The sequence below is a fragment of the Nocardioides yefusunii genome, from assembly GCF_004014875.1.
In the GTDB taxonomy this organism is placed as follows: Bacteria; Actinomycetota; Actinomycetes; order Propionibacteriales; family Nocardioidaceae; genus Nocardioides; species Nocardioides yefusunii.
In genome coordinates this window covers 2,941,748-2,968,730 of record NZ_CP034929.1, presented here as the reverse complement: position 1 = coordinate 2,968,730, position 26,983 = coordinate 2,941,748, and the positions used below count along the sequence as shown (strand labels likewise).

Below are 26,983 nucleotides of genomic sequence, written 5' to 3'. Positions count from 1 at the left end.
GGAGGGTCGGACGACTGGAGAGAAGAGCCCGCCAGTGACCGCACGGAGCATGCCTGAGAGCGCCCGGGAAATTCCCGAGGCGACGGTGGCCCGGCTCCCGGTCTACCTGCGGGCCCTGACTGCGTTGTCGGAGGCCGGAACGGCCACCTGTTCGAGCGAAGACCTTGCTGTCGCGGCAGGGGTGAACAGCGCCAAGCTCCGCAAGGATCTCTCCCACCTGGGCTCGTACGGAACGCGTGGTGTCGGCTACGACGTCGACTACCTGCGCCACCAGATCGCCCGTTTCACCGGCCTCAACCACGACTGGCCCGTCGTCATCGTGGGCATCGGAAACCTCGGTCAGGCGCTGGCCAACTACTCGGGTTTCAGTTCGCGTGGTTTCCACGTCGTGGCACTGCTCGACGCCGACCGTGAGCGCGCCGGCGAGGAGATCGCCGGCCTTCCGGTGCGTCCTCTGGCCGACATCGAGTCCGTCGTCGCCCGGCACGGCGTCACGATCGGTGTGATGGCGGTGCCCACGCATGCTGCACAGACGGTGGCCGACCGGATGGTCGCTGCCGGCATCACCAGCATCCTCAACTTCGCCCCGAGCGTGCTCTCGGTCCCTGCCGGGGTGAATGTCCGCAAGGTCGACATGTCGATCGAGCTCCAGATCCTGGCCTACCACGAGCAGCGCAAGACCCTGCTCGACCAGGCCCGGGGAGCCGATCAGGTCGCCACGGATCTCGGAGAAGTGGCGACCGAGGAGGAGGTGTCATGAGCGTCCTTGTCGTCGGTGTCTCGCACAAGTCCGCGCCGGTCTCGTTGTTGGAGACCCTCGCTCTCGACCCCGAGGGCGCGCGCAAGCTCGTCCTCAACGTCTCCGCGCTGGACCACGTCGGTGAGGCAGCGGTCATCTCGACCTGCAACCGCATCGAGGTCTACGCCGACGTCGACCGCTTCCACGGCAGCGTCGAGGAGATCTCGCGCCTGCTGCTGGGCCGCGCCGACGTCGCCCCGGAGTCGCTCGTCCCGCACCTCTACGTCCACTACGACGACGGTGCCGTCACCCATCTCTTCAACGTCGCGGCTGGCCTCGACTCGATGGTCCTCGGCGAGGGCCAGATCCTCGGCCAGGCACGCGAGGCCCTGCGCGTGGGACAGGAGCTCGACACCGTCGGGCCGGTCCTGAACCTGCTCTTCCAGCAGGCCCTGCGTGTCGGCAAGCGTGCCCACGCCGAGACCGCGGTCGACGCTGCCGGTCCGTCGATGGTCTCGGCCGCGCTCGAGCACTCGATCGGTCGTCGTGGTGGCGTCGCCGGCAAGGACGTCCTCGTCCTCGGCGCCGGTGCGATGGCGTCGCTCGCCGTCTCCACGCTCCAGCGTGAGGGCGCGGCCCGGATCGTCATCGGCAACCGTTCGTTGGCCAACGCCCAGCGCCTCGCCGTCGACTACGACGCCGAGGCCGTCCCGTTGGCCGATGCCCGTGAGCTCATGGGCGAGGTCGACCTGCTGATCACCTGCACCGGTTCGTCCGGCGTCGTCGTGACTGCTGCCCACCTCGCGGCTGCCCGCGGTGACAGGGAGCGCGTCCTCGACGTCGTCGACCTCGCGATGCCCCGTGACGTCGAGTCCGCGGTCGCGGACGTGCCCGGCGTCCGCGTCCTGGGCATCGCCCAGCTCGCCGAGCAGCTCGGTGACGAGCACGACGCGATCCGTGCCGTCGCCGGTGCCCGCGAGATCGTCATGGAGGAGACCGCCTCCTTCCTGTCAGCCCGCCGTCAGGCGTCGGTCACCCCCACCGTCGTCGCGTTGCGCTCGATGGCGACCTCCGTGGTCGAGTCCGAGATGGAGCGTCTCTCCGCCCGCCTCGGCGACGTCGACGAGGCCGTGCTCGACGAGGTGCGCCGCACCGTCCACCGGGTCGCGGAGAAGTTGCTCCACCGCCCCACCACCCGGGTGCGTGAACTGGCCCAGGAGTCCGGAACGGTCTCCTACGCCCACGCGCTGGCCGAGCTGTTCGCGCTCGATCCCGACGCCGTCAGCGCCGTCACCCGCCCCGTCCCCACCCGCGCACAGGGAGTCGAGCGATGACCCGCGTCCTCCGTCTCGGCACGCGTGCCTCGGCACTCGCCACCACCCAGTCCGGCCACGTCGCCGACATGGTGCGGGCGCTCGGCCACGAGGTCGAACTCGTCCTCGTCAGCACCGAGGGCGACGTCAACCGTGCCCCGCTCGCGCAGATGGGCGGCACGGGCGTCTTCGTCTCCGCCCTGCGCGACGCGCTGCTCGACGGGACCGTGGACTTCGCCGTCCACTCCCTCAAGGACCTGCCCACGACGCCGCAGGACGGGATCACGCTCGCCGCGATCCCGCAGCGCGAGGACGTCCGCGACGTCATCGTCTCCCGTGACGGCCTCGCCCTGGCCGACCTCCCGGCGGGCGCGACCGTGGGCACCGGGTCGCCGCGACGTGCGGCCCAGATCAAGGCTCTCGGCCTCGGACTCGAGGTCGTGGGTGTGCGCGGCAACGTGGACACCCGCATCGGCAAGGTGACCAGCGGCGAGCTCGACGCCGTCGTCCTGGCCCACGCCGGAATGAATCGCCTCGGCCGTGACGCCGAGGTGAGCGAGGCCCTCGACCCCAGCGTGATGCTCCCCGCCCCCGGGCAGGGTGCGCTGGCGATCGAGTGCCGCAGCGATGACACCGGCCTGGTCGAGATTCTCGGTGAGCTCGACCATGCACACACCCGCGCAGCGGTGGTGTGCGAGCGCCAGGTGCTGGCCACGCTCGAAGCAGGGTGCTCCGCCCCGCTCGGAGCGTTGGCCGAGGTGGTCGACGCCGACAACGGTGCCGAACTGCGGGTCCGGGCAGTGGCCCTGTCGCACGACGGCACCGTCGTGGTCCGCAACGAAGCGGCCGGTCCTCCCGACGACCCACGGGGCCTGGGAGCCCGTCTGGGGAGCGCGATGCTCGCCGACGGCGCTGCGGCCCTGATGGAAGCAAATGCCTGATGGAAACACCAGTGAGGAATCAGCAGTCCATGACTTCACCGAAGACCCCCGCAGAAAAGCCTGCCCCGACCGGGTGGGTCTCGTTCGTCGGCGGCGGACCGGGTGACCCCGGCCTGCTGACCGTGCGCGCTGTCGAGCTGCTGAAGGCCGCCGAGGTCATCGTGACCGAGGCGCCGGAGCACGAGGCAATGGTCCGACTCGTCATCGGTGTTCCGGCACCGGTCGAGGGTGACGAGACCCCGTACGTCGGCCCGACGTTCGTCGACGGCGGTTTCGCCGACGACGGTCAGCCGCTGACCAACGCCCTGCGTGGCCGACTCGTCGTCAAGCACGGCAAGAAGAGCCGCGTCGTCCGCCTGCTCACCGGTGACCCCTTCACCTACGCCTCGGGCCCCGAAGAGGCCCAGGCGTGTGCGAAGGCGGGCATCGGCTTCGAGATCGTTCCCGGCGTCTCCGCCGTCTCCGCCGTGCCCGCGTACGCCGGCATCCCGCTGACCGACAAGAACCACCGCGAGATGGCCGTCGTGACCTGCGGCGGAACCGTCGACTGGAAGCAGTACGCCGACAACCGCACCCTGGTGCTGCTGTCCGGCGTCGGCGCGATGGGCGAGACCGCGAAGGCGCTGATGGAGGCCGGCCGTTCCCCGCAGACCCCGGTCGCGATCACCCGCGTGGGCACCACCACCGAGCAGTCGACGGTCACCACCACGCTGGAGAACGCTGCCGCCGACATTCGTGCCGCTCGCGTCGCTCCGCCGGCGATCATCGTCGTCGGTGACGTCGTCAACCTGCGCAGCACCCTGTCGTGGTTCGAGACCAAGCCGCTCTTCGGCTGGCGTGTCCTGGTGCCCCGCACCAAGGAGCAGGCCGGTTCGCTGTCCCAGCGCCTGCGCGACTTCGGTGGCGTGCCGGAGGAGGTCCCGACGATCTCCGTCGAGCCGCCCCGCAACCCGCTCCAGATGGACAAGGCCGTCCGCGGTCTCGTCGAGGGTCGCTACGAGTGGATCGCCTTCACCTCCGTGAACGCCGTCAAGGCCGTCCGCGAGAAGTTCGAGGAGTACGGCCTCGACGCCCGTTCCTTCTCGGGCCTCAAGATCGCCTGCGTGGGCGACAAGACCGCTGACGCCGTCAAGGCATGGGGTCTGCGTCCCGACCTGGTCCCCACCGGTGAGCAGTCTGCTCGCGGCCTGGTCGAGGAGTGGCCGCCGTACGACGACGTCCTCGACCCGATCAACCGCGTCTTCCTGCCGCGTGCCGACATCGCCACCGAGGTGCTCGTGACCGGTCTCGGCGAGCTCGGCTGGGAGTGCGACGACGTCACGGCGTACCGCACCGTCCGGGCCGCCCCGCCGCCGGCTCCGACCCGCGACGCGATCAAGACGGGCAAGTTCGACGCGGTGGTCTTCACCTCGTCGTCCACCGTGCGCAACCTCGTCGGCATCGCCGGCAAGCCGCACCCGTCGACGATCATCGCGGTCATCGGTCCCGCCACCGCCAAGACGGCTGAGGAGCACGGTCTGCGCGTCGACGTGCAGGCCGAGCGCCCCGACGTCGACGTGCTCGTCGACGCCCTGGCCGACTTCGGTGCCGCGCGTCGCCAGCAGTTCATCGACACCGGCCTGCCGGTGACGAAGCCGTCGGACCGCAAGGCCTCGGGTCGCCGCAAGGCTGCCGTCAAGTGATCCACTGACCTCACGTCGCAGGTCGCCACGTACGCCCCGTCCGGTTCCGGGCGGGGCGTGCGTGCGTCTCGCGGGACTTCGACGGCGGCGTGCGTCAGGGGGCCGGTGGCAGGATCGTGGGCATGGCCGAGCAGTTCCCCACCGTGTCCTCCCGATCCGCCGTCGAGACCCCGGTGGTGCGACCGCGGCGTCTGCGCACCTCCGAGCCGATGCGTCGCCTCGTGCGCGAGACGTCGGTGGAGCCGCGTCAGCTGGTGCTGCCGGTCTTCGTCAACGAGACCCTGAGTGAGCCGAAGCCGATCGCCTCGATGCCCGGCGTCGTCCAGCACACCTTCGCCTCCCTGCTCGACGCTGCCCGTGAGGCCGCCGACCTCGGTCTGGGCGGCATCATGCTCTTCGGCGTCCCGGCCGAGAAGGACGCGACCGGATCGGGGTCGCTGGATCCCGACGGCGTGCTCAACCGTGCCGTGCGTGAGGTCCGTGAGGCCGTCGGCGACCGTCTCACCGTGATGGCCGACCTCTGCCTGGACGAGTTCACCGACCACGGTCACTGCGGTGTGCTGACTGCCGACGGCACCGTCGACAACGACGCCACCCTGGAGATCTACGCCGCGATGGCGGTCGCGCAGGCCGAGGCCGGCGCCCACGTCGTCGCCCCCAGCGGCATGATGGACGGCCAGGTCGCCGTCATCCGGGACGCCCTCGACGACGCCGGGTTCACCGACGTCGTGATCCTGGCCTACTCCGCGAAGTACGCCTCCGCGTTCTACGGCCCGTTCCGTGACGCCGTGGACTCCTCCCTCGACGGCGACCGCCGCACCTACCAGCAGGACCCCGCCAACGCCCTCGAAGGCATCCGGGAGGCGCTGCTCGACGTCGACGAGGGCGCCGACATGGTGATGGTGAAGCCCGCGATGGGCTACCTCGACGTGCTGCGTCAGGTGAAGGACGCCGTCGACGTGCCAGTGGCCGCCTACAACGTCTCGGGTGAGTACGCGATGGTCGAGGCCGCTGCCGCGAACGGTTGGATCAACCGTGAGGCCGCGATCCTGGAGTCGCTGATCTCGATCCGTCGCGCGGGCGCCGACGTCGTGCTGACCTACTGGGCCGCTGAGGCGGCACGGCTGCTGCGCGGCTGATCCGTCGGTGGGCCGTGGTGGACTGGTCCCATGAACGACGAGGTGCGGACCGCGCGTGAGCTGAACGGTGCCGGGGAGGTGCTCTCGGCGCTGCGGACCGCCGTGGCCAAGCAGCGCAGCGTCGAGGCCGAACTGCTCCTGCTCGCAGCCGAGTGGGGCTTGCTGCACCCGTCCGCCGATGGCACCCAGCAGGCCGCCGACGCGGCCGTGCACTCCGAGGACGGTGAGTTCGAGCCGATCGCCGGTCCGGGCTGCCCGGGAGTGAGTGAGTACTCCGTCGCGGAGTTCGCGACCGCGTTGGGGGTGACGTCCGCGCAGGCGAAGCGGCTGGTCGGCAACGGACTCGAACTCGCCCACCGACTGCCGCGGCTCTGGTCGCGGGTGCAGTCCGGCGACGTCCCGGTCGCTGCCGCACGTCAGGTGGCCGACGCCTCCACCGCCGCGCACCCACCGCTGACCGTCGAGGCGGCGGACTGGCTCGACCAGCGCGTCGCCCCGTTCGTCGGACTCGTCGGACCGGACCAGTTGCGTGAGGCCCTCGACGAGGCCGTGGTCCAGTTCGGGCTCGCAGTCGAGAGCGACGCCGACGTCGTCGCCGGGCCCACGCGCAGCGTCGTCGTGTCCCCGCTCGCCGAGGCCTACTCCGGTCTGGCCCGGGTCGAGGCCGTCCTCGACCTCGCCGACGCCTTCGACCTGGAGCAGGCCGCGGAGTCCGGTGCACGCGATCTGGCGGCGCTGGCTCCGGGCACTGCCCACGCCGAACTGCGCGCCACGGCGCTGGGCGAGCTGGCCCGTCGTCAGAGCTCCTTCGACCTCGGCGGCTCGGCTGCTCGTCGGGTGGACCTCACCCTGCACTTCTCCGCCGTGCTCACCGCCGACGGCGACGTCGAGATCTCCCCGACCGGACGTCTGGCCGAGGCCGGGGGAGTGCTGTTGCGCCACGTGCGGGAGTGGACGCGTGGCAGCCACACCGAGGTGCACGTGCACCCCGTCGTGGACGGGTGAAGAGCCGGGTGAAGGGCGGGGTGAAACGCGGAGTGAAACCTCGTCGTTGACCGGACACGAGGCGTGGAGGCTTGGTGTGCTGCGGGCGTCCTGACGTCCTATGACGTCGTCCCCGACGCCACGGAGCGCCATGAATCCCCTCGATGAAGCCCCTGACCACGTTCTTGCCACCTCCACCGGGCTCGACCGGCGCGCCATGGTCCGGGCCGGAGCCTGGGCGCTGCCGGCCATCTCGGTGGCTGCGGCCTCGCCGAGCTTCGCCTCCTCCCCGACCGTGACCGATGAGCTCCACATGCTCGGTCTCGACGTCAGTTCGTCGACCTCCCACTCCGGAAGCGTCATGTCCGGCGGTCGCATCGCCTTCACCTACCACGTCTCGGGCTCCTACACGGACCAGGGACAGAGCGGTGCCGGACTCGGGACGTCCTTCAGCACCCGCACCACTGCCTCCTTGGGGGGCAGCGCGGGGTTGCGACTCTCGCAGGATCGCCGCGCCATGACCGGCGCCAGTGCCGCCACCCTCTATGGGAGCCGACGGATCTACACGCTCAACGTCACCACCACCGACCCGACGAAGGTGCGAGACCTTGAGTTCACCGTCGCCGGGCTGCAGGTCACGTGGAGCGGGTCCTCCTCGAGCCCGAAGTACTACCGGGTGATGGCTGTCGCTCCGCTCACCGAGGGACTTCTCGTGAGTGCGCGCGGACCGGGGATGTACGCGGTGTCGGCATCCGCGTCCACCGGTGTGCCGGCGCACTCTGCGGCCACCTACTCCTCCACGGCCCAGACCGAGCACGGCACCAACAACTACGTGACCTTCACGAAGCCCGGCCCGCTCACGGAAGTGAAGTTCGCGGTCTGGAACACCGTCAACGCGGACTCCCAGGGGTACTACGACGCCCACCTGGGCAACATCCGGGTGACGCGCGACCTCTGAGCGCAGCCGCGCACGCCCGGGCAGGGCGACGTCGGAGGACGCGGCGCGCACTGCTTGGAGGGCGATCGACGTCACCAAGGTGAGCCTTACTCCGAATGAGACACCGCTTGGTCGGCTGAGCAACAATGACACGGTGACGCTTCCGACCTCAGCAAGCGCAGCTCTCTTCGAGCGCGCCCGGTCCGTGACCCCCGGTGGGGTCAACTCTCCCGTCCGGGCGTTCAACGCCGTCGGCGGCACCCCGCGGTTCATCCGCTCGGCGCAGGGAGCCTGGCTCACCGACGCCGACGGCAACCGCTACGTCGACCTGATCTGCTCCTGGGGGCCGATGCTCCTGGGCCACGCGCACCCCGAGGTGCTGGCCGAGGTCAACGCCGCCGTGCTGCGCGGCACCTCCTACGGCACCCCGACCGAGCCCGAGGTCGAGCTCGCCGAGGAGATCGTGCGGCGCACGACGGCCGAGAAGGTCCGCTTCGTCTCCTCCGGCACCGAGGCCACGATGTCGGCGATCCGCCTCGCCCGCGGCTTCACCGGCCGCGACGTCGTGGTGAAGTTCGCCGGCAACTACCACGGTCACGTCGATGCGCTGCTGGCCTCCGCCGGCTCGGGTCTGGCCACCTTCGCGGTCCCCGGCACGCCCGGCGTCCCGGCGTCGGCCACCGACCTGACCCTCGTCCTGCCCTACAACGACCGCGCCGCCGTCACCGCCGCGTTCGCCGAGCACGGACCCCGCATCGCCGCACTGATCGTCGAGGCCGTCCCGGGCAACATGGGCATCGTCCCGCCCGAGCCGGGCTTCCACGCCTTCCTCGCCGAGACCTGCCGTGCGGCGGGCGCGCTCTTCGTCCTCGACGAGGTGATGACCGGCTTCCGCGCCACCGCCCAGGGCGGATGGGGACTCACCGGCGCCGTCGAGGGCTGGACCCCCGACCTCGTCACCTTCGGCAAGGTCATGGGCGGTGGCTTCCCGGCCGCCGCGTTCGGTGGCCGCGCCGACGTCATGAGCCACCTCTCGCCCGAGGGCAACGTCTACCAGGCAGGCACCCTGTCGGGTAACCCGATCGCGACCACCGCCGGACTCGCGACGCTGCGTCGTGCCACCGACGAGGTGTACGCCCACCTCGACGCTGCCGCGACCACGATCTCCGACGCCGCGTCCGCCGCGCTGACCGCCGCCGGTGTCCCGCACCGTGTCCAGAGCGCCGGCACGATGTTCTCGATCTTCTTCCGCGACGGAGAGGTGAAGAACTTCGCCGACGCATCGGCCCAGGACGAGAAGGCCTACGCCGCCTTCTTCCACGCGATGCTGGAGCAGGGCGTCTACCTGCCGCCCAGCGCCTACGAGGTGTGGTTCGTCTCCGCCGCCCACGACGACGAGGCCGTGGCACACGTCCTCGCTGCCCTGCCGAAGGCCGCCCAGGCCGCTGCTGCCGTTGGAGGCAACTGATGAGCACGCCCGAGTCGACCGGAACCGAGACCACGCTGGTCCACGTCCTGCGTCACGGTGAGGTCAACAACCCCGAGGGCATCCTCTACGGGCGCCGACCCAACTTCCACCTCTCCGCGCTCGGGGTGAAGATGGCCGAGCGGATCGCGGAGTCCATCGGCGACCGCGACATCGTGCACATCCGCACCTCCCCGCTGGAGCGCGCCCAGGAGACCGCCGCACCGCTGGCCGCGCGTCTCGGTCTCACCCCCGAACTGGACCCGCGCGTCATCGAGTCGACCAACCGCTTCGAGGGCATCTCGTTCCGCGACGGTGCGAAGACGCTGCTGCGTCACCCCGAGACCTGGCGCTACCTCTACAACCCGTTCAAGCCGTCGTGGGGCGAGCCCTACACCGAGATGGCCGCTCGCATGAGCGCTGCCGTCGAGGACGCCCGGGACGCCGCCCGCGGCCACGAGGCCGTCGTCGTCTCCCACCAGCTCCCGATCTGGACGCTGCGTCTGCACGCGGAGAAGAAGTCCTACCTGCACGACCCGCGCAAGCGTGAGTGCACCCTCTGCTCGCTGACCACCCTGCACTACGAGGGCGACCGTCTGGTCAAGGTCAGCTACTCCGAGCCGGCGGTCGACCTGATCCCGGCCAAGGACCGCAACGCCGCGTTCTCCGCCGGCGGTACGGACGACGAGAAGCGACCCTGATCCCGTGCACACCCCCCACACCCGCACCACGTCGCGTGGCCTCCTGGGCCGCGTCGTCGTCCTGCTGACCGTTGGCGTCCTGGCCCTGACCGGCTGCTCCTCGCTGAGCACCGGCGAGGGTGACTACGTGGCCGGAGACGGCACCGTGCGTCGGATCGCTGCCGAGGACCGCGACGAGCCGATCGTGCTGAGCGGCAAGAACCTCGACGGCGAGGAGATCTCGCTGGCCGACTACGCGGGCAAGCCCGTCGTCGTCAACGTCTGGTGGTCGGCCTGCCCGCCGTGCCGCAAGGAGCAGCCCGACCTCACCGAGGCCGCCGCGGAGCTGAGGGGTGTCGCCGAGTTCGTGGGCATCAACATCCGTGACTCCGGCGTCGACCAGGCCAAGGGCTACCAGAAGAAGTTCGACGTCCCCTACGACTCCTTCTTCTCGCCCGACGGCAAGGCGCTGATGCCGTTCTCCGGCAAGGTCCCCCCGAACGCGATCCCCTCGACCGTCATCCTCGACGCCGAAGGCCGGGCCGCCGCCTCCATCATCGGCGCGATCCCGTCCAAGCTGACCCTGGTCCAGCTCGTCCAGGACGTCGCCGGTGTGGAGGGCGACGCCGACGGCGACGCCGACGGCGGAGCCGCCTCCGATGGGTGAGACCTTCCAGCAGATCGCAGCCTCGGGTTCCTTGCTCCCCGCGATCGCGGTGGCCACGATCGCCGGCCTGCTCTCGTTCTTCTCGCCCTGCGTGATCCCGCTGATCCCGGGCTACATGTCGTACGCGACCGGCATCTCCGCAGCCGACCTGAACAACCCCGACGCCCCGCGTCGCACCGGCCGGATGCTGCTCGGCTCGACGCTCTTCGTGCTCGGCTTCACCGTCGTCTTCGTGACCGTCGGTGTCCTCTCCGGCGCCGCCGGCAACTTCCTGGCCGAGCACAGCCGCCCGATCACCGTCGTCCTCGGACTCCTGGTGATCCTGCTCGGCCTCTCGTTCGCGGGCTGGTTGCCGTTCCTGCAGCGTGACTGGCGCATCCACAAGGTGCCGGCCGTCGGGATCGCCGCCGCCCCGATGCTCGGCTTCCTGTTCGGCCTCGGCTGGACGCCCTGCCTGGGGCCGACGCTGGCGGTCATCTTCAACCTCGGCTTCAACGAGGGCACCGCCGCGCGCGGCGCGCTCCTGGCCGTCTTCTACTGCCTCGGCCTGGGCGTCCCGTTCGTCCTGGCCGGTCTGGCCTACCACCGGATGCTCGGTGCGTTCTTCTTCTTCCGACGTCACCAGGTGGCCCTGATGCGGATCGGCGGCGCGATGATGGTCATCGTCGGCGTGCTGCTGGTCAGCGGCCTCTGGAACGACTTCACCACGTGGTTCCAGACGTCCCTCAACTCCGAATTCGAGGTGGGCGTGTGAGCAAGCGCCGCAACAAGGACATCCCCCGGGACGCCACCGCGCCCGGCGCCTCCACCGAGGCCAGCGCCGAGACCAGTGCCGCCACCGAGATGAACGCCCGCGAGTTCGGGCGGTGGATCTGGCGTCAGTGGACGTCGATGCGCACCGCGCTGCTGCTGCTCCTGCTGCTGGCCCTGGCCGCCGTGCCGGGATCGGTGATCCCGCAGGAGAACATCGACATGTCGAAGGTGTCGAAGTGGAAGGACGCGCACCCCGATCTCGCGCCCGTCTACGAGAAGCTCGGCCTCTTCGACGTCTACTCCTCGCCGTGGTTCTCCGCGATCTACCTGCTGCTGGTCGTCTCCCTGATCGGCTGCATCGTGCCGCGCCTGCGGGTCTACGCGAAGGCGATGCGCGCCCGTCCGGTGAAGGCACCGCGCAACCTGACGCGCTTCAGCGACAACGCCACGTACACCACCGACGAGGATGTCGACGTCGTCGTCGAACGAGCCCGGGCCCTGCTGAAGAAGCGTCGCTTCCGGGTCGACGTGCACGACGAGTCCGCAGCCAACGCAGGGACCAAGGTCGCCTCGGTGTCCTCCGAGCGCGGTTACCTGCGTGAGGCCGGCAACCTGCTCTTCCACTTCTCGATCCTGGTGGTGATGGTCGGCTTCGCCCTCGGCAGCCTCTTCGGCTACCAGGGCGGCGTGCTGCTGCAGGTCGGCAACGGTTTCTCCAACAACCTCACCCAGTACGACGAGTTCTCCGCCGGTGGTCTCTACGACGCCGACGACATGCCGCCGTTCTCGTTCGACCTCACCGACTTCGACGCCGAGTGGCTCTACTCCGGCGCCGCCGCCGGACAGGCCCGCAAGTTCGTCTCGAAGCTGGAGTACACCGAAGAGCCGGGTGGCGAGCAGAAGTCCTACGACCTCCGCGTCAACCACCCGCTCAACATCTCCGGCACCGACATCTTCCTGATCGGCCACGGCTACGCCCCCGTCGTCACCGTCCGTGACAGCAGCGGCGAGGCCGTCTACTCCGGACCCACGATCTTCCTGCCCCTGGACCAGACGTTCCGGTCGATGGGCGTCATCAAGGCACCCGACGCCGAGGGCGGCCTCGCCTTCGAGGGCGAGCTGTACCCGACGTACGAGTTCGACATGGACCACGGCCCGTACTCCTCGCACGGCAGCCTGATCGACCCGAAGATGTCGCTGCTGGCCTACACCGGCGACCTCGGCCTCGACGCCGGCGTCTCCCAGTCGGTCTACATCCTCGACAAGGCCGGCATGGAGAAGGTCCTCAAGGCCGACGGATCCGACTTCCGCGTCGACATCTCTCCCGGCGAGACGGTGAAGCTGCCCGACGGTCAGGGCTCGATCTCGTTCGACGGCATCGTGAGCTGGAACAAGCTCCAGATCAGCCACACGCCCGGCAAGCTCGTCGCGCTCGCCGGTGTGGTGCTCGCCCTGATCGGCATGATCGGTTCGCTCTACGTCCGTCCGCGTCGCATCTGGGTCCGTGCCCGCCGCACCGAGGAGGGCACCCTCGTCGAGATCGGTGGCCTCGACCGTTCCTCCGGCGGCGACGTCTCCGAAGAGCTCGAGGAGATCCGGGCCGCGCTCGCCCCGGCCACTTCCTCCACCCCCAGCACCCTCCCTGCCGAGACGGACCCCGTCGCGCAGGAAACCCAGCAGTCCCCGCAGCAGGCCGGCGAGACCGGTGAGAAGGAGCAGTCGTGACCGACATCCAGTGGGAGGGCTTCAGCAGTGACGCGCTGTCGGCCGCCGGTGTCATCTACTTCCTGGCGCTGATCAGCCACCTCTTCGAGTGGGCTTCCCAGCGCAACTCGACGGTCGGCAAGGGCGTGACCTCCGACGACGAGACCCGCCGCACCGCGATGGCCCGGATCATCGGCACGACGCTGACCGCGTTCGGTCTCGTCGCCCACCTCGCCTCGCTCGTGGGCCGCGGCATGGCCGCCGACCCCAACCGCGTTCCGTGGGGCAACATGTACGAGTTCGCCGTCGCGGGCACGTTCTTCATGGTCCTCATCTACCTGGTGACGATGAAGAAGTTCCGCCTCGTGTGGATGGCACCGTGGCTGCTGATCTTCGTCACCGCGGTGCTGATGATCGCCGCGATCTGGCTCTACAAGCCGATCTCGCCGCTCACCGAGGCGCTCGACTCGTACTGGCTCGTCATCCACGTCGTCTCCGCCGTCATCGCGACCGCTGCGTTCTCCATCGGCGGCATCCTGGTGGCGCTGTGGCTGGTCAAGAACCGCGCCGAGAAGAAGGCCGCCGCCAACGGCGTCGAGCTCACCGGCTACCTGGCCCGCATCCCCGACGTGAAGACGCTCGACCGGATCTCGTACCGCATGCACGCCTTCGGTTTCCCGGTGTGGACGTTCGCCGTCCTCATCACCGGCCCGATCTGGGCTCACGAGGCCTGGTCGCGCTACTGGAACTGGGACCCCAAGGAGGTCTGGGCGTTCATCACCTGGGTCGTCTACGCCGCTTACCTGCACGCCCGCACCACCGCCGGCATGCGCGGCAAGGTCGCTGCGATCCTGGCGCTGATCGGCATGGCGACGCTGTGGTGGAGCTTCATCGGCGTCAACTTCTTCTCCACCACCTCGGTGCACTCCTACGCCGAGGGTGCTGCGGAGCTGACGACGATCGAGTCGCTCACCCGCTGACGCTCGGCTGGCACACGTCTGACGTACGACGAGGGCCGCTCCTCCTCACCTCAGGGTGGGGGAGCGGCCCTCGTGTCGTTCCCGGCCTGCGGCCGGCTGTCAGGGGGTGTCGGGCTGGTCGTCGTCGCTGGGCTCGTCGCCGGGTTCCTCGTCGTCGTCCTTGCGGCGACGGTTGCGTTCCTTGCGCTGCTCCCACTCGAGGTTGCGCAGGAAGTTGAGGTCGTCGTCGGGAGCAACCGGCTTGGGCGCCTGCTTGCGTCGCGCCACCCGCTTGTCGACGAACATCACGAGGGCGTAGACCACCAGGGCCACGGCGAACACGAACAGCAGGATCTTGAGCACGCACCCAGCCTAGGCGAGGCACCTGAGAGGACCGGCGAAGCAGCGCCGCCACCGGGGGCCGCCTACGATGGCGGGGTGAAGGAGTTCGCTGTCTACAACCTGTTGCGCCTGCTCATGCTCGTGGGTTGGGTGTGTGCCGTGCTTGCCGTCTGGTTCCTCGTGGACGACGCCGTCAGCGACCGCGACTTCCTGCTCGCGCTGATCCTCGCCTTCGTGGCCTCCGGCGTGACCTCGTGGTTCTTCCTCCGCGGTCCCCGTGAGGCGCTCGCCATCCGTCTCGGCCAGCGTGCCGACTCGGCTTCGCGCAAGTACGAAGAGATGCGCAAGGCTCCCGGCGAGGAGTGAACCGCCCCTGAGGGGTGGACGAAGCCCCCTGTCCCGGGGAGTGTGGGGGCATGGAGCTCGACTTCCGTGTCCTCGACCCGCGTGATGCCACCCTGGACCCCGACGTCGTACGGGGCTGGGTGCGTGGCGCCACGCGCGGTTTCCACCTGCCGCTGGTCGACGACGACCGCGCCGACCTGTACGCGCGGCGCTACGCCGCCGACTCCGCCCTCATGCGGGGCGCCTGGCTCCCCGCGGGCAGTTTCGGTGCCGGCCCTGAACCGGTCGCGACGTTGGCGTCGTGGCCCGGCGAGGTCAACACCGGATCCGGTCTCGTCGACGTCCGGATGATCACCGACGTCACCGTCTCCCCGGCACAGCGTCGTCAGGGACTGGCGAGTCGGATGATCGGCGACGAGCTCGCCGACGCCGCGCGCGCAGGGTTCCCGTTGGCGGCGCTGACGGTCACCGAGGGCGGCATCTACCGACGCTTCGGGTTCGGTCCGGCGACGTTCCGGGCCCGGGTCGAGGTGGACGTCTCGGCGCGGTTCTCCGTCGAGCACCCCGACGACGTCGGACTCGCCCAGGAAGGTCGTGTGGGCCGCTGCGTGATCATGCCGCCGGTCGAGATGTGGCCCGTCGTCGACGACGTCTTCCGACGCTGGCACACGGTCACGCGCGGATCGGTGAGTCGTCACGCCGGCTACCAGGACATCGCCACCGGCGCGATCGACTGGGAGACCCAGAAGCCCGTCGACACCCTGCGTGGGGCCGTTCATCTCGACGCCGACGACCGGCCCGACGGGTTCGTGCTGTGGACCCACTCGGGGTGGGAGAACCCCGTCGGCGTGCTGACGGTGACCGACATGGTGGCGCTGTCGTCCTCGGCGTCGTTGGGGCTGTGGGAGTTCCTGGCCGGTATCGACCTGACCCAGAAGGTGACCTCCTACGTCAGCCCGGACGACCGCCTGCGGTGGGCGGTCTCGGACCCGCGCACGGTGAAGCAGACCGCGCTCGACGACCTGCTCTGGCTCCGCGTCCTCGACGTGCCCGCGACGTTGACCTCGCGGCCCTGGTACGGCGACGGCGAGGTGCTCGTCGGGGTCCGGGACCGGCTCGGATTCACCGACGGGACGTGGCGCGTCGTGGTCCGGGACTCCGACGTCGAGGTGACGCGCACCGATGCTGCGGCGCAGGTGCAGGCCGACGTCTCGACGCTCGGGTCGCTGGTGCTCGGGGGAGTGAGCGTGGAGACCCTTGCCGTCACCGGGCGTCTGCGCGGAGACGCGACGGCAGTACGACGACTGGCCTCGATGGCCGACGGCGGCGACGTGCCGTACTGCGCCACCGACTTCTGAGCGATGCCTCCCGCGGCGCTGAAACCAGCGGGACGTCATAGGAATCGAGGGCCCAAGGCCCCGATTCCTATGACGTCCCGGAGAAGAGAAGGAACGGCGCTCGGCTCAGACGAGCAGACCCACAGCCACGCAGCCGGCCCACCACAGCTGGGAGATGCCGGTCGCTGCCAGCACCGGGATCAGCGCCGGGCCACCGGCGCCACCGAGCACCGTGCGGCATGCCGGGGCGGCCTTGACCAGGAACAGCAGGCCGACCAGCACCAGCCAGTCGGTGTTCGCGGCCAGCACGACCACCATCACCGTGGCCACGGCCACCAGCGCCACGTAGAACCAGCGGGTGCGGGCGTCACCCAGACGCACCGCCAGGGTGCGCTTGCCGGAGACGGTGTCGGTGGGGATGTCACGCAGGTTGTTGGTCACCAGCACCGCGCACGAGAGCGCGCCGATGCCGATGCCGCACCACAGCGCGTCGACCTCGAAGGTCTCGGTCTGCACGAACGTCGTACCGATGACGGCCACCAGGCCGAAGAAGACGAACACCATCACTTCGCCCAGGCCGATGTAGCCGTAGGGGTTCTTGCCGCCGGTGTAGAACCACGCCGCGACGATGCAGACCACACCCACCGCGACCAGCCACCAGGCCGTCGTCGCAGCCAGGACGAGACCGGCCACACCGGCGACGCCGAACGCTGCGAAGGCAGCACGCTTCACCGCCGACGGGGTCGCGCGTCCCGAACCGACCAGACGCATCGGGCCGACGCGGTCGTCGTCGGTGCCGCGGATGCCGTCGGAGTAGTCGTTGGCGTAGTTGACCGCCACCTGCAGCGCCAGGGAGACCACCAGCGCCAGCAGCGCCTTCCACCAGACCGCACCGTCGAGGTGGGCCGCGACCGCGGTGCCGGCCAGGACCGGCGCGACGGCGGCGGGCAACGTGCGTGGACGGGCCCCGGCGATCCAGTCGGCCACGGTGGCGGCGGGCTCGGGAGCGGGCGGGGCGGTGCTGCGGTCCTGGTTCGTCACCCATCGATTCTGGCAGGCCACGCAGTGAACACAGACCTCGACGTCGCCGGGGGTGGTGCAACTACCCTTCGGCCATGACGACACGAGCTGACCGACGACGCATCCTCCGACGCGTCACGAAGGTCACCGCGGCGTTCATGGTGATCGTCGTGCTGCTGATCCTCGGTTTCGCCGGCTGGCTGAAGTCGCGCAACGACGGCCCCGACCCGGTCGCGTCGGTGGAGTGCGAACCCTTCGAGCGGCCCCGCACCGTCGAGGACATCAACGACTTCATCGACACTCAACGTCCCGCGCCGGGCTGGGCGGGCGGCGACGTCGGGGCCTCCACCGCGCTCGCCGACGGCCGCAGCTTCTGGGTCTTCGGTGACACCTTGCGTCCCTCCACCGACGGTGGCCCCACGATGGTGCGCAACTCGATCCTGATCATGGGCGACGACTGCGCCGGGGTCTACCGTCCCGCCGACGGCCTCGCCGCGATCCCGGACCGCGACGGCGAGGTCGGCTACTGGCCCACCACCGTCGACTCCGCCCCCGACGGCGAGGGCGGGACCCGCGTCGTCGTCGGACTCACCCGGGTCAAGGCCGTCGGTGACGGCGCCTGGGACTTCCAGGAGCTCGGCGCCAGCGCGGCCCGCTTCCAGGTTCCCGCCGGTGGCGTCCCACAACTCGTCGAGGTCTTCGACATCGGTCCGGACGAGCCCGACCCGTCCAAGCCGTTGTGGAGCGCAGCTGCCTATCTGGCCGACGACGGCACCGTCCACCTCTACGGCACCCGCCGCTCGGAGGAGGACCTCGTCTTCGGGTACTCGTTGCACGCGGCCCGCACCACCGTCCCCGACCTCGCGCACCCCGAACGCTGGGAGTACTGGGACGGGACCACCTGGGTGAAGGAGGAGTCCGAGGCCGTCGCCGTCATCGAGGCCGAGAAGGGCGTCTCGCGTGCGTTGAGCGTCTTCGAACGCGACGGGACCTGGTACGCCGTCAGCAAGCAGGAGGAGTTCCTGGGCTCGGAGATGGTCATCTGGACCTCGCCCACTCCGACCGGTCCCTTCACCGCGACCGGGCCCGTCGCGAGCCTGCCCAGCGACGACGAGGTCGTCACCTACATGGCGCTCGCTCACCCCGAACTGCTCCCTGAGAAGGGCAGTGTCGTGGTCAGCTGGAGCGTCAACGCCGTCGACCCCACCACTCTCCAGAGCGACCCGAAGCTCTACCGGCCAGAGTTCCGACGCGTGCCGTTGCCGTGACCGACTCGGCGCTCGTGGAGTCGGGGGATAGCGTGGGGGCCGTGGATTTCCTGCGCCCGTCCGAAACACCCGCCGAGGCCGTGCAGCAACTGCGCGACTGGTTGGACGCCACGGCTCCGGTCCCGCTGCTGATCGAGACCTCAGGCTCCACCGGACACCCCAAGCGCGTCGTGCTCACCCGCGACGCCGTCCTCGCCTCCGTGCACGCCTCCGCGACCCGCCTGGCAGGTTCCCCCGACGCCACCGGTGGACGCTGGGCGCTGGTCCTGCCGTCCTCCTACGTCGCCGGCGTCCAGGTGATCGTCCGGTCACTGGTCGCCGGACACGACCCCGTCCTGGGCGCCTTCGCCGACGCCGACGGACCGGCCGCGTTCACCTCGCTGGTCCCCACCCAACTGCACCGGATGATGGACTCTCCCGACGACGTCGCCGCGCTGGCTGCGATGGACGCCGTGCTGCTCGGCGGCGGTCCTGTCGACGCCGGACTGCGCGCCCGCGCCGAAGCCGTCGGGATCCGGGTCGTGGCCACCTACGGGGCCTCGGAGACCGCCGGTGGCTGCGTCTACGACGGCCACCCCCTCGACGGCGTCGGCGTCGCGATCGACGCGACCGGACGGGTCAGGTTGGGGGGCCCCACGATCTTCTCCGGCTACCTCGACGACGACGCGCTCACCGCCGAGACCCTCGTCGACGGCTGGTACGTCACCAACGACCTCGGCACCCTCGACCACGACGGTCGCCTGAAGATCCTGGGCCGTGCCGACGACGTCGTCGTCTCCGGGGGCGTCAACGTGCCGCTGCCCGCGGTGCGCACCGCGCTGCTCACCCACGTGGACGTCGACCAGGCCGAACTCGCCGGCGTCGACAGCGTCGAATGGGGGACCGAGGTGGTCGCCGTCGTCGTGCCCGCCGCTGGCCGGACCCCGGAACTCGACGCACTGCGCAACCACGTCGCAGCCACCCACCCCCGTGCCTGGGCGCCGCGCCGCCTCGTCGTCGTCGACGCCCTGCCGCTGCTCGGCAACGGCAAGGTCGACCGCACCGGAGTCCGTGCCCTCGCCGCAGGCGGTGCCGCATGAGCGTCCACGTCTGGTCGGTCCCGCTGCGCAACCGCTTCCGGGGCATCACCGTGCGCGAAGGCGTCCTGATGGGCCGCCGCGGCGACGACGGGATCACCCGCTGGGGCGAGTTCAGCCCGTTCCTGGAGTACTCGCCCGAGGTCGCGCTGCCGTGGCTGCGCGCCGCCGAGGAAGCCGTCGCCGGTGACTGGCCCGTCCCGCTGCGCAGCAGCGTCCCCGTCAACGTCACCGTCCCCGCAGTGGGCCCCGAACGGGCCCGCGAGATCGTCGCCCGCGGCGGCTGCACCACCGCCAAGGTGAAGGTCGCCGACCCCGGCCAGACCCTCGCCGACGACATCGCCCGACTCGAGGCCGTCCGCGACGCGATGGGGCCGGGGGCGAAGATCCGGATCGACGTCAACGGCCTCTGGGACCTCGACACCGCGATCGCCTCGATCCCCGTCCTTGACCGTGCCGCCGGGGGACTGGAGTACGTCGAACAGCCCGTCATGGACGTCGAGGAACTCGCCAAGGTGCGTCGCCGCGTCGACGTCCCGATCGCCGCCGACGAGTCGATCCGTCGTGCCGAGGACCCCTACCGGGTGCGCGACCTCGAGGCCGCCGACGTCGCGGTGCTCAAGGTCCAGCCCCTCGGCGGAGTCCGCGCCTGCCTGCGGATCGCGGAGGACATCGGCCTGCCCGTCGTCGTTTCCTCGGCGTTGGAGTCCAGCGTGGGCATCGCCGCCGGCGTCGCGCTCGCCGCGGCCCTGCCCGACCTGCAGCACGCCTGCGGTCTCGCGACGGTGCAGATGTTCACCGCCGACCTCGCCGACGAGCCGCTGCTGCCGGTCGCCGGCCACCTCCCGGTCCGTGACGTCACCGTCTCCGAGGAGATCCTGCGCCGCCTCGCCGCGCCCAGCGACCGGGCCGCCCACTGGGTGCGTCGAATGGCTGCGGTGCGCACGGTGGGGGAGGATCACTCCCTGTGAGTGACTCCACCGAACTGGCCCGCGCCGTCGTCAGCACCCTGATCGACAACGGTGTGCGGGAAGCGGTCCTGTCGCCGGGCTCGCGCAACGCCCCGCTCTCGTTCGCGTTGCTCGCGGCGTCGCGGTCGGGTGCGATCCGGCTGCACGTGCGGATCGACGAACGCAGCGCCGGCTTCCTCGCCCTCGGCCTGAGCCGCGCTTCCGGTCGCCCGGTGGCGGTGGCCTGCACCTCGGGCACCGCGGTCGCCAACCTCGCCCCGGCTGTCCTGGAGGCCTCGCACGTCGACGCCCAGGTGATCGTCCTGGCAGCAGATCGCCCCGAGTCACTGCGCGGCACCAGCGCCTCGCAGACCACCGACCAGATCGGTCTGCTCCGCGCCCGCACCGTCGACGTCTCCGACGCCTACCAAGTGCGCGGCGAACTGGTGCCGCTGCTCAACTCCGGTGGCCCGGTCCACCTCAACCTGCAGTTCGCCGAGCCGCTGACGCCCGGCGACGACTGGTCCCCGCGTCCGGCCCCGGCCGCAGCGAACGGTTTCGGGATCGCCGCTCCGCGTCGCTCGGCCCGTGCCGCGGTGCTGGATCACGGCCCGCGCACCGTCGTCGTGGCCGGTGACGACGCCGGCGGTCGAGCCCGGATGATCGCCGAACGCGGCGGCTGGCCGCTCCTCGCCGAACCGTCCTCCGGAGCCCGCGACGGCGCCCACGCGCTGCGCACCTACCGCCTGCTGCTCTCCACCGAGCTCGGCGAGCAGGTCGAGCGCGTCATCCTGCTGGGCCACCCCACCCTCAGCCGCCCGGTCTCGCGCCTGCTGGCCCGTCGTGAGGTCCAGGTCGTCGACCTCGACCCGCGGTGGGCGCCGCGCCCCTTCCGCGTCGACGTCTCCGTCCACGACGTCGAGATCCCGACCGCCGACGAGGCCACCGCGACCCGCGACGCGGAGTGGCTGGAGACGTGGCGTCGTGAGGACTGGGCGCTCGGGATGCGGATCGACACGCTCCTGGCCGAGGACGACGCGGTGACCCCCTACGAGGCTGCTGCCGCGGTCGCGAAGTCGTTGCGCAGCACCGACCTGCTCTTCGTCGGCCCCTCCAACCCGATCCGCGACCTCGACCTGATGGCCCCCGTGCGCGGACGCGCCGCCCAGGTGATGAGCAACCGTGGCCTGGCCGGCATCGACGGTGTCGTCTCCAGCGCGATCGGCGCCGCCCTGGCCACCCAGGCCGTCGGCGGCACCCGCGCAGTGGCCCTGATGGGCGACGTCACGTTCCTGCACGACTCCAACGGCCTCGTGATCGGCCCCGACGAGCCGCGCCCTGACCTGACGATCGTCGTGGTCAACGACGACGGCGGGTCGATCTTCGCCGTCCTGGAGCAGGGCGCCCCGGAGTACGCGAACGACTTCGAACGGATCTTCGGCACCCCGCACGGCGTCGACGTGGCGTCGTTGTGTGCCGCGACCCGCACCCCGCACTGGAAGGTGACCTCCGCGCTCGAACTGCAGCACGCGCTGGCGCACCCGGCCGGGGGCATCGAGGTGATCGAGGTGCAGGTGGGTCGCGCCGACCGTCGTGAAATGGACGAACGGATCAAGGCACTCGCTCACCAGAGGTGAGCCAGGCCCTGATCCGTCCGCGGCGGTTCAGGTGCTGCGCAGGGGCGTGCGGTGGATCAGCGTCCGGTCTCCCAGACGCGCACCCAGTCGACGTACATGTGCTGGGGCAGGTTCTTGTCGCCCTTCAGCAGGTGGATCTCGTAGTCGGACGAGAGCAGCGACAGGGCCAGGTACTGCGGCTGGCCGGAGATGCCGGTGTAGGAGCGCCAGGTCTCCTTGCCGTCGATACGGAAGATGTAGTAATTGGGCGTCCACTCGACCGAGTAGACGTGGTACTTGTCCCACCAGTTGTCGCTCTTGTTGGCCAGGAACGACTTGATGTTGGGGATGTAGCCACCGGTCTTGACCCGCACGCCCTGGTTGTTCTGCAGCTTCCAGTGGTACGTGAACGAGGTCATGCCCTGGTTCTTCTTGGAGTAGCGCTCACCGAACGACTCGATGACGTCGATCTCCGCGCCGGTGCGCTTGGGGTCGACGGTGCCGGACTCGTGGACCTGCGGCTGCATCCAGAACGAGCCGTGCTGACCCATCGAGCGGGGGAACTTCATGCGCGCGGCGGCGTAGCCGTACTTGAACGAGTACTTGTTCTGGGTGGAGATGTTGCCGTTGAGGCGCCAGGCGACCTGGGACGACTTTCCGTTGGCGCGCTTGGCCTTGCAGGTGCCCTTCTTGGAGGTGTCCTTGAGGACACTCACCCGGAGCACGCCACCGGACGTGGTGGCCGCCTTCGGGCTGCCCTTCGAGCAGCGACGCAGGCCGTCGGGGTTGTAGTGCTGACGCTGGTGGTTCCAGAACTTGGAGCGCACACCGTTGGAGAAGGTGTCGGTGAAGTCGGCCTTCTTCCAGATCTTGGTGGACGCGGGCGCGGAGGCCTTCTTGCCGACCGCGACGCGGTAGGTGGCCCACGTGCCACGACGCTTGGACTTGGCCTTGAAGACGTAGGTGCCGTTCTTGGCGGTCTTCGCGACGGCGACGTTGACCCACTTCTTGCCCGACTTGGCCTGGAGGCGGACCTGGGTGGTGCGCTTGGGAGAGACGCTCACCTCGATCGCGTTGAGGGCGTTGTCGGGGGAGGCCTTCTTGCTGCCCTGCTGGGCGATGCGCGGCAGGAGACGCATGGTGATCTTGGTGGCGCTCTTGGCGCCGGCCACGGTGGAGACCTGGGCTGCGGTGAGTCCCTTGTCGTCGGCTACGGCCGTCACCTTCCCGGCAGGGGAGGTGGAGACGGTGGCCGTCGAGGTCGTCGAGGCGGAGGTGGAGATGCTGGCCGCCGGGCTGGTGGAACTCCCCGCGGCGGACGAGCTGGAGACAGGCGCCGGTGCGGTGGGCGCCGTGCTGGACGAGCTGGAGGTGGAGGTTGCCGACGAGGCAGGGGCGAGCGTGCCTCGGGAGACGGACTCCGGGCTCTCGGTCGGCCCCTGGGAGCAGGCGGCGAGAAGGGTGAGTGTGGCTGCGACGGTGATCCGGCGTCCGAGCATCGGGTTCCTCATGGTGGTTCTGGACGGGGGTTCTCATCACCCTATCGGCGTAATGTGGGTCACGCAGCAGGACTTTCCGAGGTTCCCACTACCATTCGGGGTCATGAGGATCACGAAGTTCGGGCATGCCTGCGTCCGCATCGAGCACGACAATGCCACTCTCGTCGTCGACCCGGGCGGTCTGACCGACGCCGAGGCCGTCGACGGAGCCACCGGCGTGCTCATCACCCATGAGCACTTCGACCACTACAGCGCCGACCACCTGCGTCGCGTCGACGCCCCGATCTTCACCGTCGCCGGTGTCGCGGCGGCGATCGCCGCCAGCGCCCCGGACCTGTCCGAGCGCGTCACCGTCGTCGCCCCGGGTGAGACGTTCACGGTCTCCGGCGTGACCGCCACCGCGATCGGTGAGCAGCACGCGGTGATCCACCCCGAGTTGCCGATGATCGACAACTCCGGTTTCCTGTTCGACCTCGCCGGCACCGCGGTCTTCCACCCCGGTGACTCGCTCGTCGTCCCGACCCAGAAGGTCGACCTGCTGCTCGCTCCGGCGTCCGCCCCGTGGCTCAAGGCATCGGAGGCCGTCGAGTTCGTGCGCGCCGTCGCCGCAGCCCGCAACGTCCCGATCCACGACGCGATCTACACCGCCCCGGGCCACGGAGTCCTGGACAACCTGATGAACAACCTGGCCGTCCCGCGCGGTCTGGAGTGGACCCGCGTCGCCGTCGGTGAGGACGTACCCGGCCTCTGAAACCCGCGAACCCCACCGATCTGAGTCGTGAAACTGCCGTTTCAGCGACTCAAATCGGTGGGGTTCGGTGCGTCTGGGTCAGTCGGTGGCGAGCGAGTCGCGCACCGGCACGAACTTCGCCTGGGACTCCGCGAGCTCGGAGGCGGGCTCCGAGCCCGAGACGATGCCGCAGCCCGCGAAGAGCCGCACCTGGTTGCCGCTGACGTGGCCCGAGCGCAGCGCGATGCCCCACTCGCCGTCCCCAGCAGCGTCGATCCAGCCCACAGGGGCGGCGTAGCGGGCCCGGTCCATGCCCTCGATCTCGGCGATCAGCGCGGTCGCGGTCGGGGTGGGGGTGCCACCCACGGCCGCGGAGGGGTGCAGGGCCTCGGCCAGTTTCAACGACGACGCAGCCGCCGCGTCGGAGACCACGCCGTTGACGTCGGTGGCCAGGTGCATGACGTTGGGCAGGTGCAGGACGAACGGGCTCTCCGGCACGTTCATCGACGAGCAGTGCGGGCCGAGGGCGTCGGCCACCGAACGGACCGCGTACTCGTGCTCCTCCAGGTCCTTCGACGAGTGCGCCAGCTGACCGGCCAGGGCCAGGTCGCGGGCCTCGTCACCGGTGCGACGGATCGTGCCGGCCAGGATCCGCGAGGTCACCAGACCGCGCTCGCGCCGCAGCAGCATCTCGGGCGTCGCACCGAACATGCCGTCGACGTGGAACGTCCAGCAGGTCGGGTACTGGGTGGCGAGGCGACGCAGCGGCCAGCGCACGTCGACGTCGTCGTCCGCGCGGGCCAGCAGGTCGCGGGCCAGGACCACCTTGTCGAGGTCCCCGGCGTCGATGCGGCGCACCGCGTCGGCGACGACACCCATCCAGGTCTCGCCGTCCAAGGAACCGTCGGAGAACGTGAGGCCGTGCGGGGCGCGGGTCGCGGAGACCTCGGTGCGCCAGACGTCGGCGTCGTCGTCAGTGAGGTCGGCGGGAGCCTCTCCCGCGACGGCGACGGTGGTCACCCACGCGTGCTCACCACGACGACCCACGACGACGCGCGGGACCACCAGCGAGGAGTCGCCGGTGTGGGCGTCGGAGAAGCCGAACGTGCCGAACGCGACCAGACCGGTGCCGGGCTGGGCGACCTCGTCGTTCACCTGTGCGGCCGCCACGACGGTGTTCCACCAGGTGTCGGCGTCGGCGAACCGGGAGGCACCTGACGCGGTGACGCGGGCAGCGACGCCCCATCCGACGAGGCCCTCGCCGTTGCGGATCCAGGCCACCGGTGCGTCCTCGGGAAGCAGGGCCAGCAGGTCGGCGGCATCGGCCACGTCGAGCCTGCGGGTGCGTGCGACCAACCGCACAGGAGGTGCGACTGCCTCCTCGGCGAGTGCGACGGAGGTGCTGCTGGGTGCCGGCTGGTTCACCCGTCCAGCCTACGACCCTGCGGCTGGGTTCCCGTCCCTGACGACCGTCTGACTAGGCTCGGCCCGTGGCCCGCGCAGAACTCGACAAGAAGCCGTCCGACGTCCGACGCATGTTCGACGCCGTCGCCAAGCGCTACGACATCACCAACACGGTGCTGTCGGGAGGCCAGGACGCGATGTGGCGTCGCGAGACGGTTGCTGCCGTCGGTGCGACCAACGGGGAGCTGGTCCTCGACCTCGCTGCCGGAACCGGCGTCTCGTCGGTGGAGTTCGCGAAGGCCGGCGCCCGCGTCGTGGCCTGCGACTTCTCCGTCGGCATGCTGCAGGCCGGCAAGACGAAGCGTCCCGACCTGGCGTTCGTCGCCGGTGACGGCACCCAGCTTCCGTTCGAGGACGACACCTTCGACGCCGTCTCCATCTCCTACGGTCTGCGCAACATCGTCGACCCGCTCCAGGGGCTCGCCGAGATGCGTCGCGTCACCAAGCCCGGCGGCCGGATCGTGGTGGCGGAGTTCTCCCACCCCACCTTCAAGCCGTTCCGTGTGGCCTACCTCGAGTACCTGATGAAGGCGCTGCCCGCGATCGCGCGCGCTGTCTCCTCCAGCCCCGACGCCTACGTCTACCTCGCGGAGTCGATCCGCGCCTGGCCGGACCAGCAGGGTCTGGCCGAGCTGATGGGCGAGGCTGGTTGGAAGGACGCCGAGTGGCGCAACCTGACCGGCGGCATCGTGGCGCTGCACCGCGCGACTGCGTGAGACTGCACCGCGCGACTGCCTGAGAAGCACCGCCTGACACGTTGTTCGAGGCCCGTCTCCCTCTGGGGAGGCGGGCTTTCGTGCATTGTCGCCGAGGAATGACTCCCCTGCGTAACAGTTCATCCCAGATGCGTGACTCAGGTCACGTCGCGGGTCTAGGGTCACAACGCAGGCCCTCTCGTGAAGGTTTTCACAAGGCTGGACGTGTCCGGCCGAACGCCTCCACCCGACGGGCACGTCCCAGGGGAGGGAGAGGCAGACGTGGAGCTCTACACACCGGTCGTCGTCCTCGGCGCGATCGCAGCCCTGTTCGCCGTCGGGTCGATCCTGCTCGCGCAGGTGGTCGGGCCCAAGCGGCACAACCCGATCAAGCTCGACACCTACGAGTGCGGCGTCCAACCCACCCCGCAGCCCGTCGACGGCGGTCGCATCCCGGTGAAGTACTACGTCACCGCGATGCTCTTCATCGTCTTCGACATCGAGATCGTCTTCCTCTACCCGTGGGCCCTCCACTCGGATGCGATGGGACTCTTCGGCTTCGTCGAGATGCTGCTCTTCATCGCCACCGTCTTCGTCGCCTATGCCTATGTCTGGCGCCGCGGCGGCCTCGACTGGGAGGCGTCGTGATCTGCACGCCATCCCTGCGTTCTCGTCCCT

26 protein-coding genes are annotated in these 26,983 nt (G+C 70.1%); 22 read left to right on the top strand and 4 right to left on the bottom strand.

What is annotated here, in order from left to right; genetic code table 11:
• Positions 1–34 precede the first annotated feature (34 nt).
• From EOV43_RS13665 to ccsB, 13 genes are all read left to right on the top strand, one after another.
• Positions 35–760: a redox-sensing transcriptional repressor Rex gene (locus EOV43_RS13665; protein WP_277745775.1), complete on the top strand. Its 726-nt coding sequence runs from the start codon at positions 35–37 to the stop codon at positions 758–760.
• Entirely contained in the window at positions 757–2,073 is a 1,317-nt protein-coding gene (locus EOV43_RS13660) for a glutamyl-tRNA reductase (RefSeq protein WP_128221785.1), read from the top strand. Before EOV43_RS13665 ends, EOV43_RS13660 begins: the two co-directional genes overlap by 4 nt.
• A complete protein-coding gene (gene hemC, locus EOV43_RS13655; RefSeq protein WP_128221784.1) occupies positions 2,070–2,993 on the top strand; it encodes a hydroxymethylbilane synthase in 924 nt (307 codons plus the stop codon). Before EOV43_RS13660 ends, hemC begins: the two co-directional genes overlap by 4 nt.
• 29 nt (positions 2,994–3,022) lie before the next feature.
• Positions 3,023–4,675 (top strand): bifunctional uroporphyrinogen-III C-methyltransferase/uroporphyrinogen-III synthase, encoded by a 1,653-nt coding sequence (locus tag EOV43_RS13650; protein ID WP_128221783.1) that lies wholly within the window; start codon positions 3,023–3,025, stop codon positions 4,673–4,675.
• A 122-nt stretch (positions 4,676–4,797) separates the two neighbouring features.
• Positions 4,798–5,814: a porphobilinogen synthase gene (gene hemB / locus EOV43_RS13645; RefSeq protein WP_128221782.1), complete on the top strand. Its 1,017-nt coding sequence runs from the start codon at positions 4,798–4,800 to the stop codon at positions 5,812–5,814.
• A 30-nt stretch (positions 5,815–5,844) separates the two neighbouring features.
• Positions 5,845–6,819, top strand: coding sequence for a hypothetical protein (locus tag EOV43_RS13640; RefSeq protein WP_128221781.1), 975 nt, complete (start codon positions 5,845–5,847; stop codon positions 6,817–6,819).
• Between the two features lie 130 nt (positions 6,820–6,949).
• Entirely contained in the window at positions 6,950–7,756 is an 807-nt protein-coding gene (locus tag EOV43_RS13635) for a hypothetical protein (protein WP_128221780.1), read from the top strand.
• Positions 7,757–7,889: 133 nt separating this feature from the next.
• Positions 7,890–9,203: a glutamate-1-semialdehyde 2,1-aminomutase gene (hemL, locus tag EOV43_RS13630; protein ID WP_128221779.1), complete on the top strand. Its 1,314-nt coding sequence runs from the start codon at positions 7,890–7,892 to the stop codon at positions 9,201–9,203.
• Entirely contained in the window at positions 9,203–9,901 is a 699-nt protein-coding gene (locus EOV43_RS13625) for a histidine phosphatase family protein (RefSeq protein ID WP_128221778.1), read from the top strand. The genes hemL and EOV43_RS13625 overlap by 1 nt, the downstream gene beginning before the upstream one ends.
• 4 nt (positions 9,902–9,905) lie before the next feature.
• Positions 9,906–10,547, top strand: coding sequence for a TlpA family protein disulfide reductase (locus tag EOV43_RS13620; protein ID WP_128221777.1), 642 nt, complete (start codon positions 9,906–9,908; stop codon positions 10,545–10,547).
• Complete coding sequence (locus tag EOV43_RS13615) at positions 10,540–11,301, top strand: cytochrome c biogenesis CcdA family protein (RefSeq protein WP_128221776.1); 762 nt, start codon at positions 10,540–10,542, stop codon at positions 11,299–11,301. Before EOV43_RS13620 ends, EOV43_RS13615 begins: the two co-directional genes overlap by 8 nt.
• Positions 11,298–13,025, top strand: coding sequence for a cytochrome c biogenesis protein ResB (gene resB, locus EOV43_RS13610; RefSeq protein WP_239022134.1), 1,728 nt, complete (start codon positions 11,298–11,300; stop codon positions 13,023–13,025). The genes EOV43_RS13615 and resB overlap by 4 nt, the downstream gene beginning before the upstream one ends.
• Positions 13,022–13,984: a c-type cytochrome biogenesis protein CcsB gene (gene ccsB / locus EOV43_RS13605; protein WP_128221775.1), complete on the top strand. Its 963-nt coding sequence runs from the start codon at positions 13,022–13,024 to the stop codon at positions 13,982–13,984. The genes resB and ccsB overlap by 4 nt, the downstream gene beginning before the upstream one ends.
• Before the next feature lie 99 nt (positions 13,985–14,083).
• Here the strand turns inward: ccsB and EOV43_RS13600 are convergent, their stop codons facing one another.
• Entirely contained in the window at positions 14,084–14,326 is a 243-nt protein-coding gene (locus tag EOV43_RS13600; protein ID WP_128221774.1) for a hypothetical protein, read from the bottom strand.
• A gap of 75 nt (positions 14,327–14,401) precedes the next feature.
• On the opposite strand from EOV43_RS13600, the gene EOV43_RS13595 reads away from it, so the two are divergent.
• Positions 14,402–14,671 carry a DUF4229 domain-containing protein gene (locus EOV43_RS13595; protein ID WP_128221773.1) on the top strand — a complete coding sequence of 90 codons (270 nt, stop codon included), beginning with the start codon at positions 14,402–14,404 and terminating at the stop codon, positions 14,669–14,671.
• A 50-nt stretch (positions 14,672–14,721) separates the two neighbouring features.
• Complete coding sequence (locus tag EOV43_RS13590; protein ID WP_128221772.1) at positions 14,722–16,008, top strand: GNAT family N-acetyltransferase; 1,287 nt, start codon at positions 14,722–14,724, stop codon at positions 16,006–16,008.
• Between the two features lie 105 nt (positions 16,009–16,113).
• Here EOV43_RS13590 and EOV43_RS13585 read toward each other — a convergent pair whose 3' ends face one another.
• Entirely contained in the window at positions 16,114–17,028 is a 915-nt protein-coding gene (locus tag EOV43_RS13585) for a 1,4-dihydroxy-2-naphthoate polyprenyltransferase (protein ID WP_206611332.1), read from the bottom strand.
• Between the two features lie 74 nt (positions 17,029–17,102).
• Between EOV43_RS13585 and EOV43_RS13580 the strand changes: the two genes are divergently transcribed.
• The 4 genes from EOV43_RS13580 to menD are packed head-to-tail and all read left to right on the top strand — an operon-like array spanning position 17,103 to position 21,938.
• A complete protein-coding gene (locus EOV43_RS13580; RefSeq protein WP_128221771.1) occupies positions 17,103–18,275 on the top strand; it encodes a DUF4185 domain-containing protein in 1,173 nt (390 codons plus the stop codon).
• A 41-nt stretch (positions 18,276–18,316) separates the two neighbouring features.
• Positions 18,317–19,354: an AMP-binding protein gene (locus EOV43_RS13575; protein ID WP_239022133.1), complete on the top strand. Its 1,038-nt coding sequence runs from the start codon at positions 18,317–18,319 to the stop codon at positions 19,352–19,354.
• A complete protein-coding gene (locus EOV43_RS13570) occupies positions 19,351–20,322 on the top strand; it encodes an o-succinylbenzoate synthase (protein ID WP_128221770.1) in 972 nt (323 codons plus the stop codon). The genes EOV43_RS13575 and EOV43_RS13570 overlap by 4 nt, the downstream gene beginning before the upstream one ends.
• Positions 20,319–21,938 (top strand): 2-succinyl-5-enolpyruvyl-6-hydroxy-3-cyclohexene-1-carboxylic-acid synthase, encoded by a 1,620-nt coding sequence (gene menD / locus EOV43_RS13565; RefSeq protein WP_128221769.1) that lies wholly within the window; start codon positions 20,319–20,321, stop codon positions 21,936–21,938. The genes EOV43_RS13570 and menD overlap by 4 nt, the downstream gene beginning before the upstream one ends.
• A gap of 56 nt (positions 21,939–21,994) precedes the next feature.
• Here the strand turns inward: menD and EOV43_RS13560 are convergent, their stop codons facing one another.
• Entirely contained in the window at positions 21,995–23,428 is a 1,434-nt protein-coding gene (locus EOV43_RS13560; protein ID WP_128221768.1) for a glycoside hydrolase family 16 protein, read from the bottom strand.
• A gap of 91 nt (positions 23,429–23,519) precedes the next feature.
• Between EOV43_RS13560 and EOV43_RS13555 the strand changes: the two genes are divergently transcribed.
• On the top strand, positions 23,520–24,167 hold the full coding sequence (locus EOV43_RS13555; RefSeq protein ID WP_128221767.1) for an MBL fold metallo-hydrolase: 648 nt from the start codon (positions 23,520–23,522) through the stop codon (positions 24,165–24,167).
• A gap of 78 nt (positions 24,168–24,245) precedes the next feature.
• Here the strand turns inward: EOV43_RS13555 and EOV43_RS13550 are convergent, their stop codons facing one another.
• Entirely contained in the window at positions 24,246–25,571 is a 1,326-nt protein-coding gene (locus tag EOV43_RS13550) for an isochorismate synthase (RefSeq protein WP_128221766.1), read from the bottom strand.
• A gap of 65 nt (positions 25,572–25,636) precedes the next feature.
• Here EOV43_RS13550 and EOV43_RS13545 point away from each other — a divergent pair, with 65 nt between their 5' ends.
• Together EOV43_RS13545 and EOV43_RS13540 are read left to right on the top strand one after the other, a co-directional pair.
• Positions 25,637–26,326 carry a demethylmenaquinone methyltransferase gene (locus tag EOV43_RS13545; RefSeq protein WP_128221765.1) on the top strand — a complete coding sequence of 230 codons (690 nt, stop codon included), beginning with the start codon at positions 25,637–25,639 and terminating at the stop codon, positions 26,324–26,326.
• Between the two features lie 261 nt (positions 26,327–26,587).
• The gene (locus tag EOV43_RS13540) at positions 26,588–26,953 is read left to right on the top strand and encodes an NADH-quinone oxidoreductase subunit A (RefSeq protein ID WP_128221764.1); all 366 of its coding nucleotides are present in this window, start codon (positions 26,588–26,590) and stop codon (positions 26,951–26,953) included.
• Positions 26,954–26,983 lie beyond the last annotated feature (30 nt).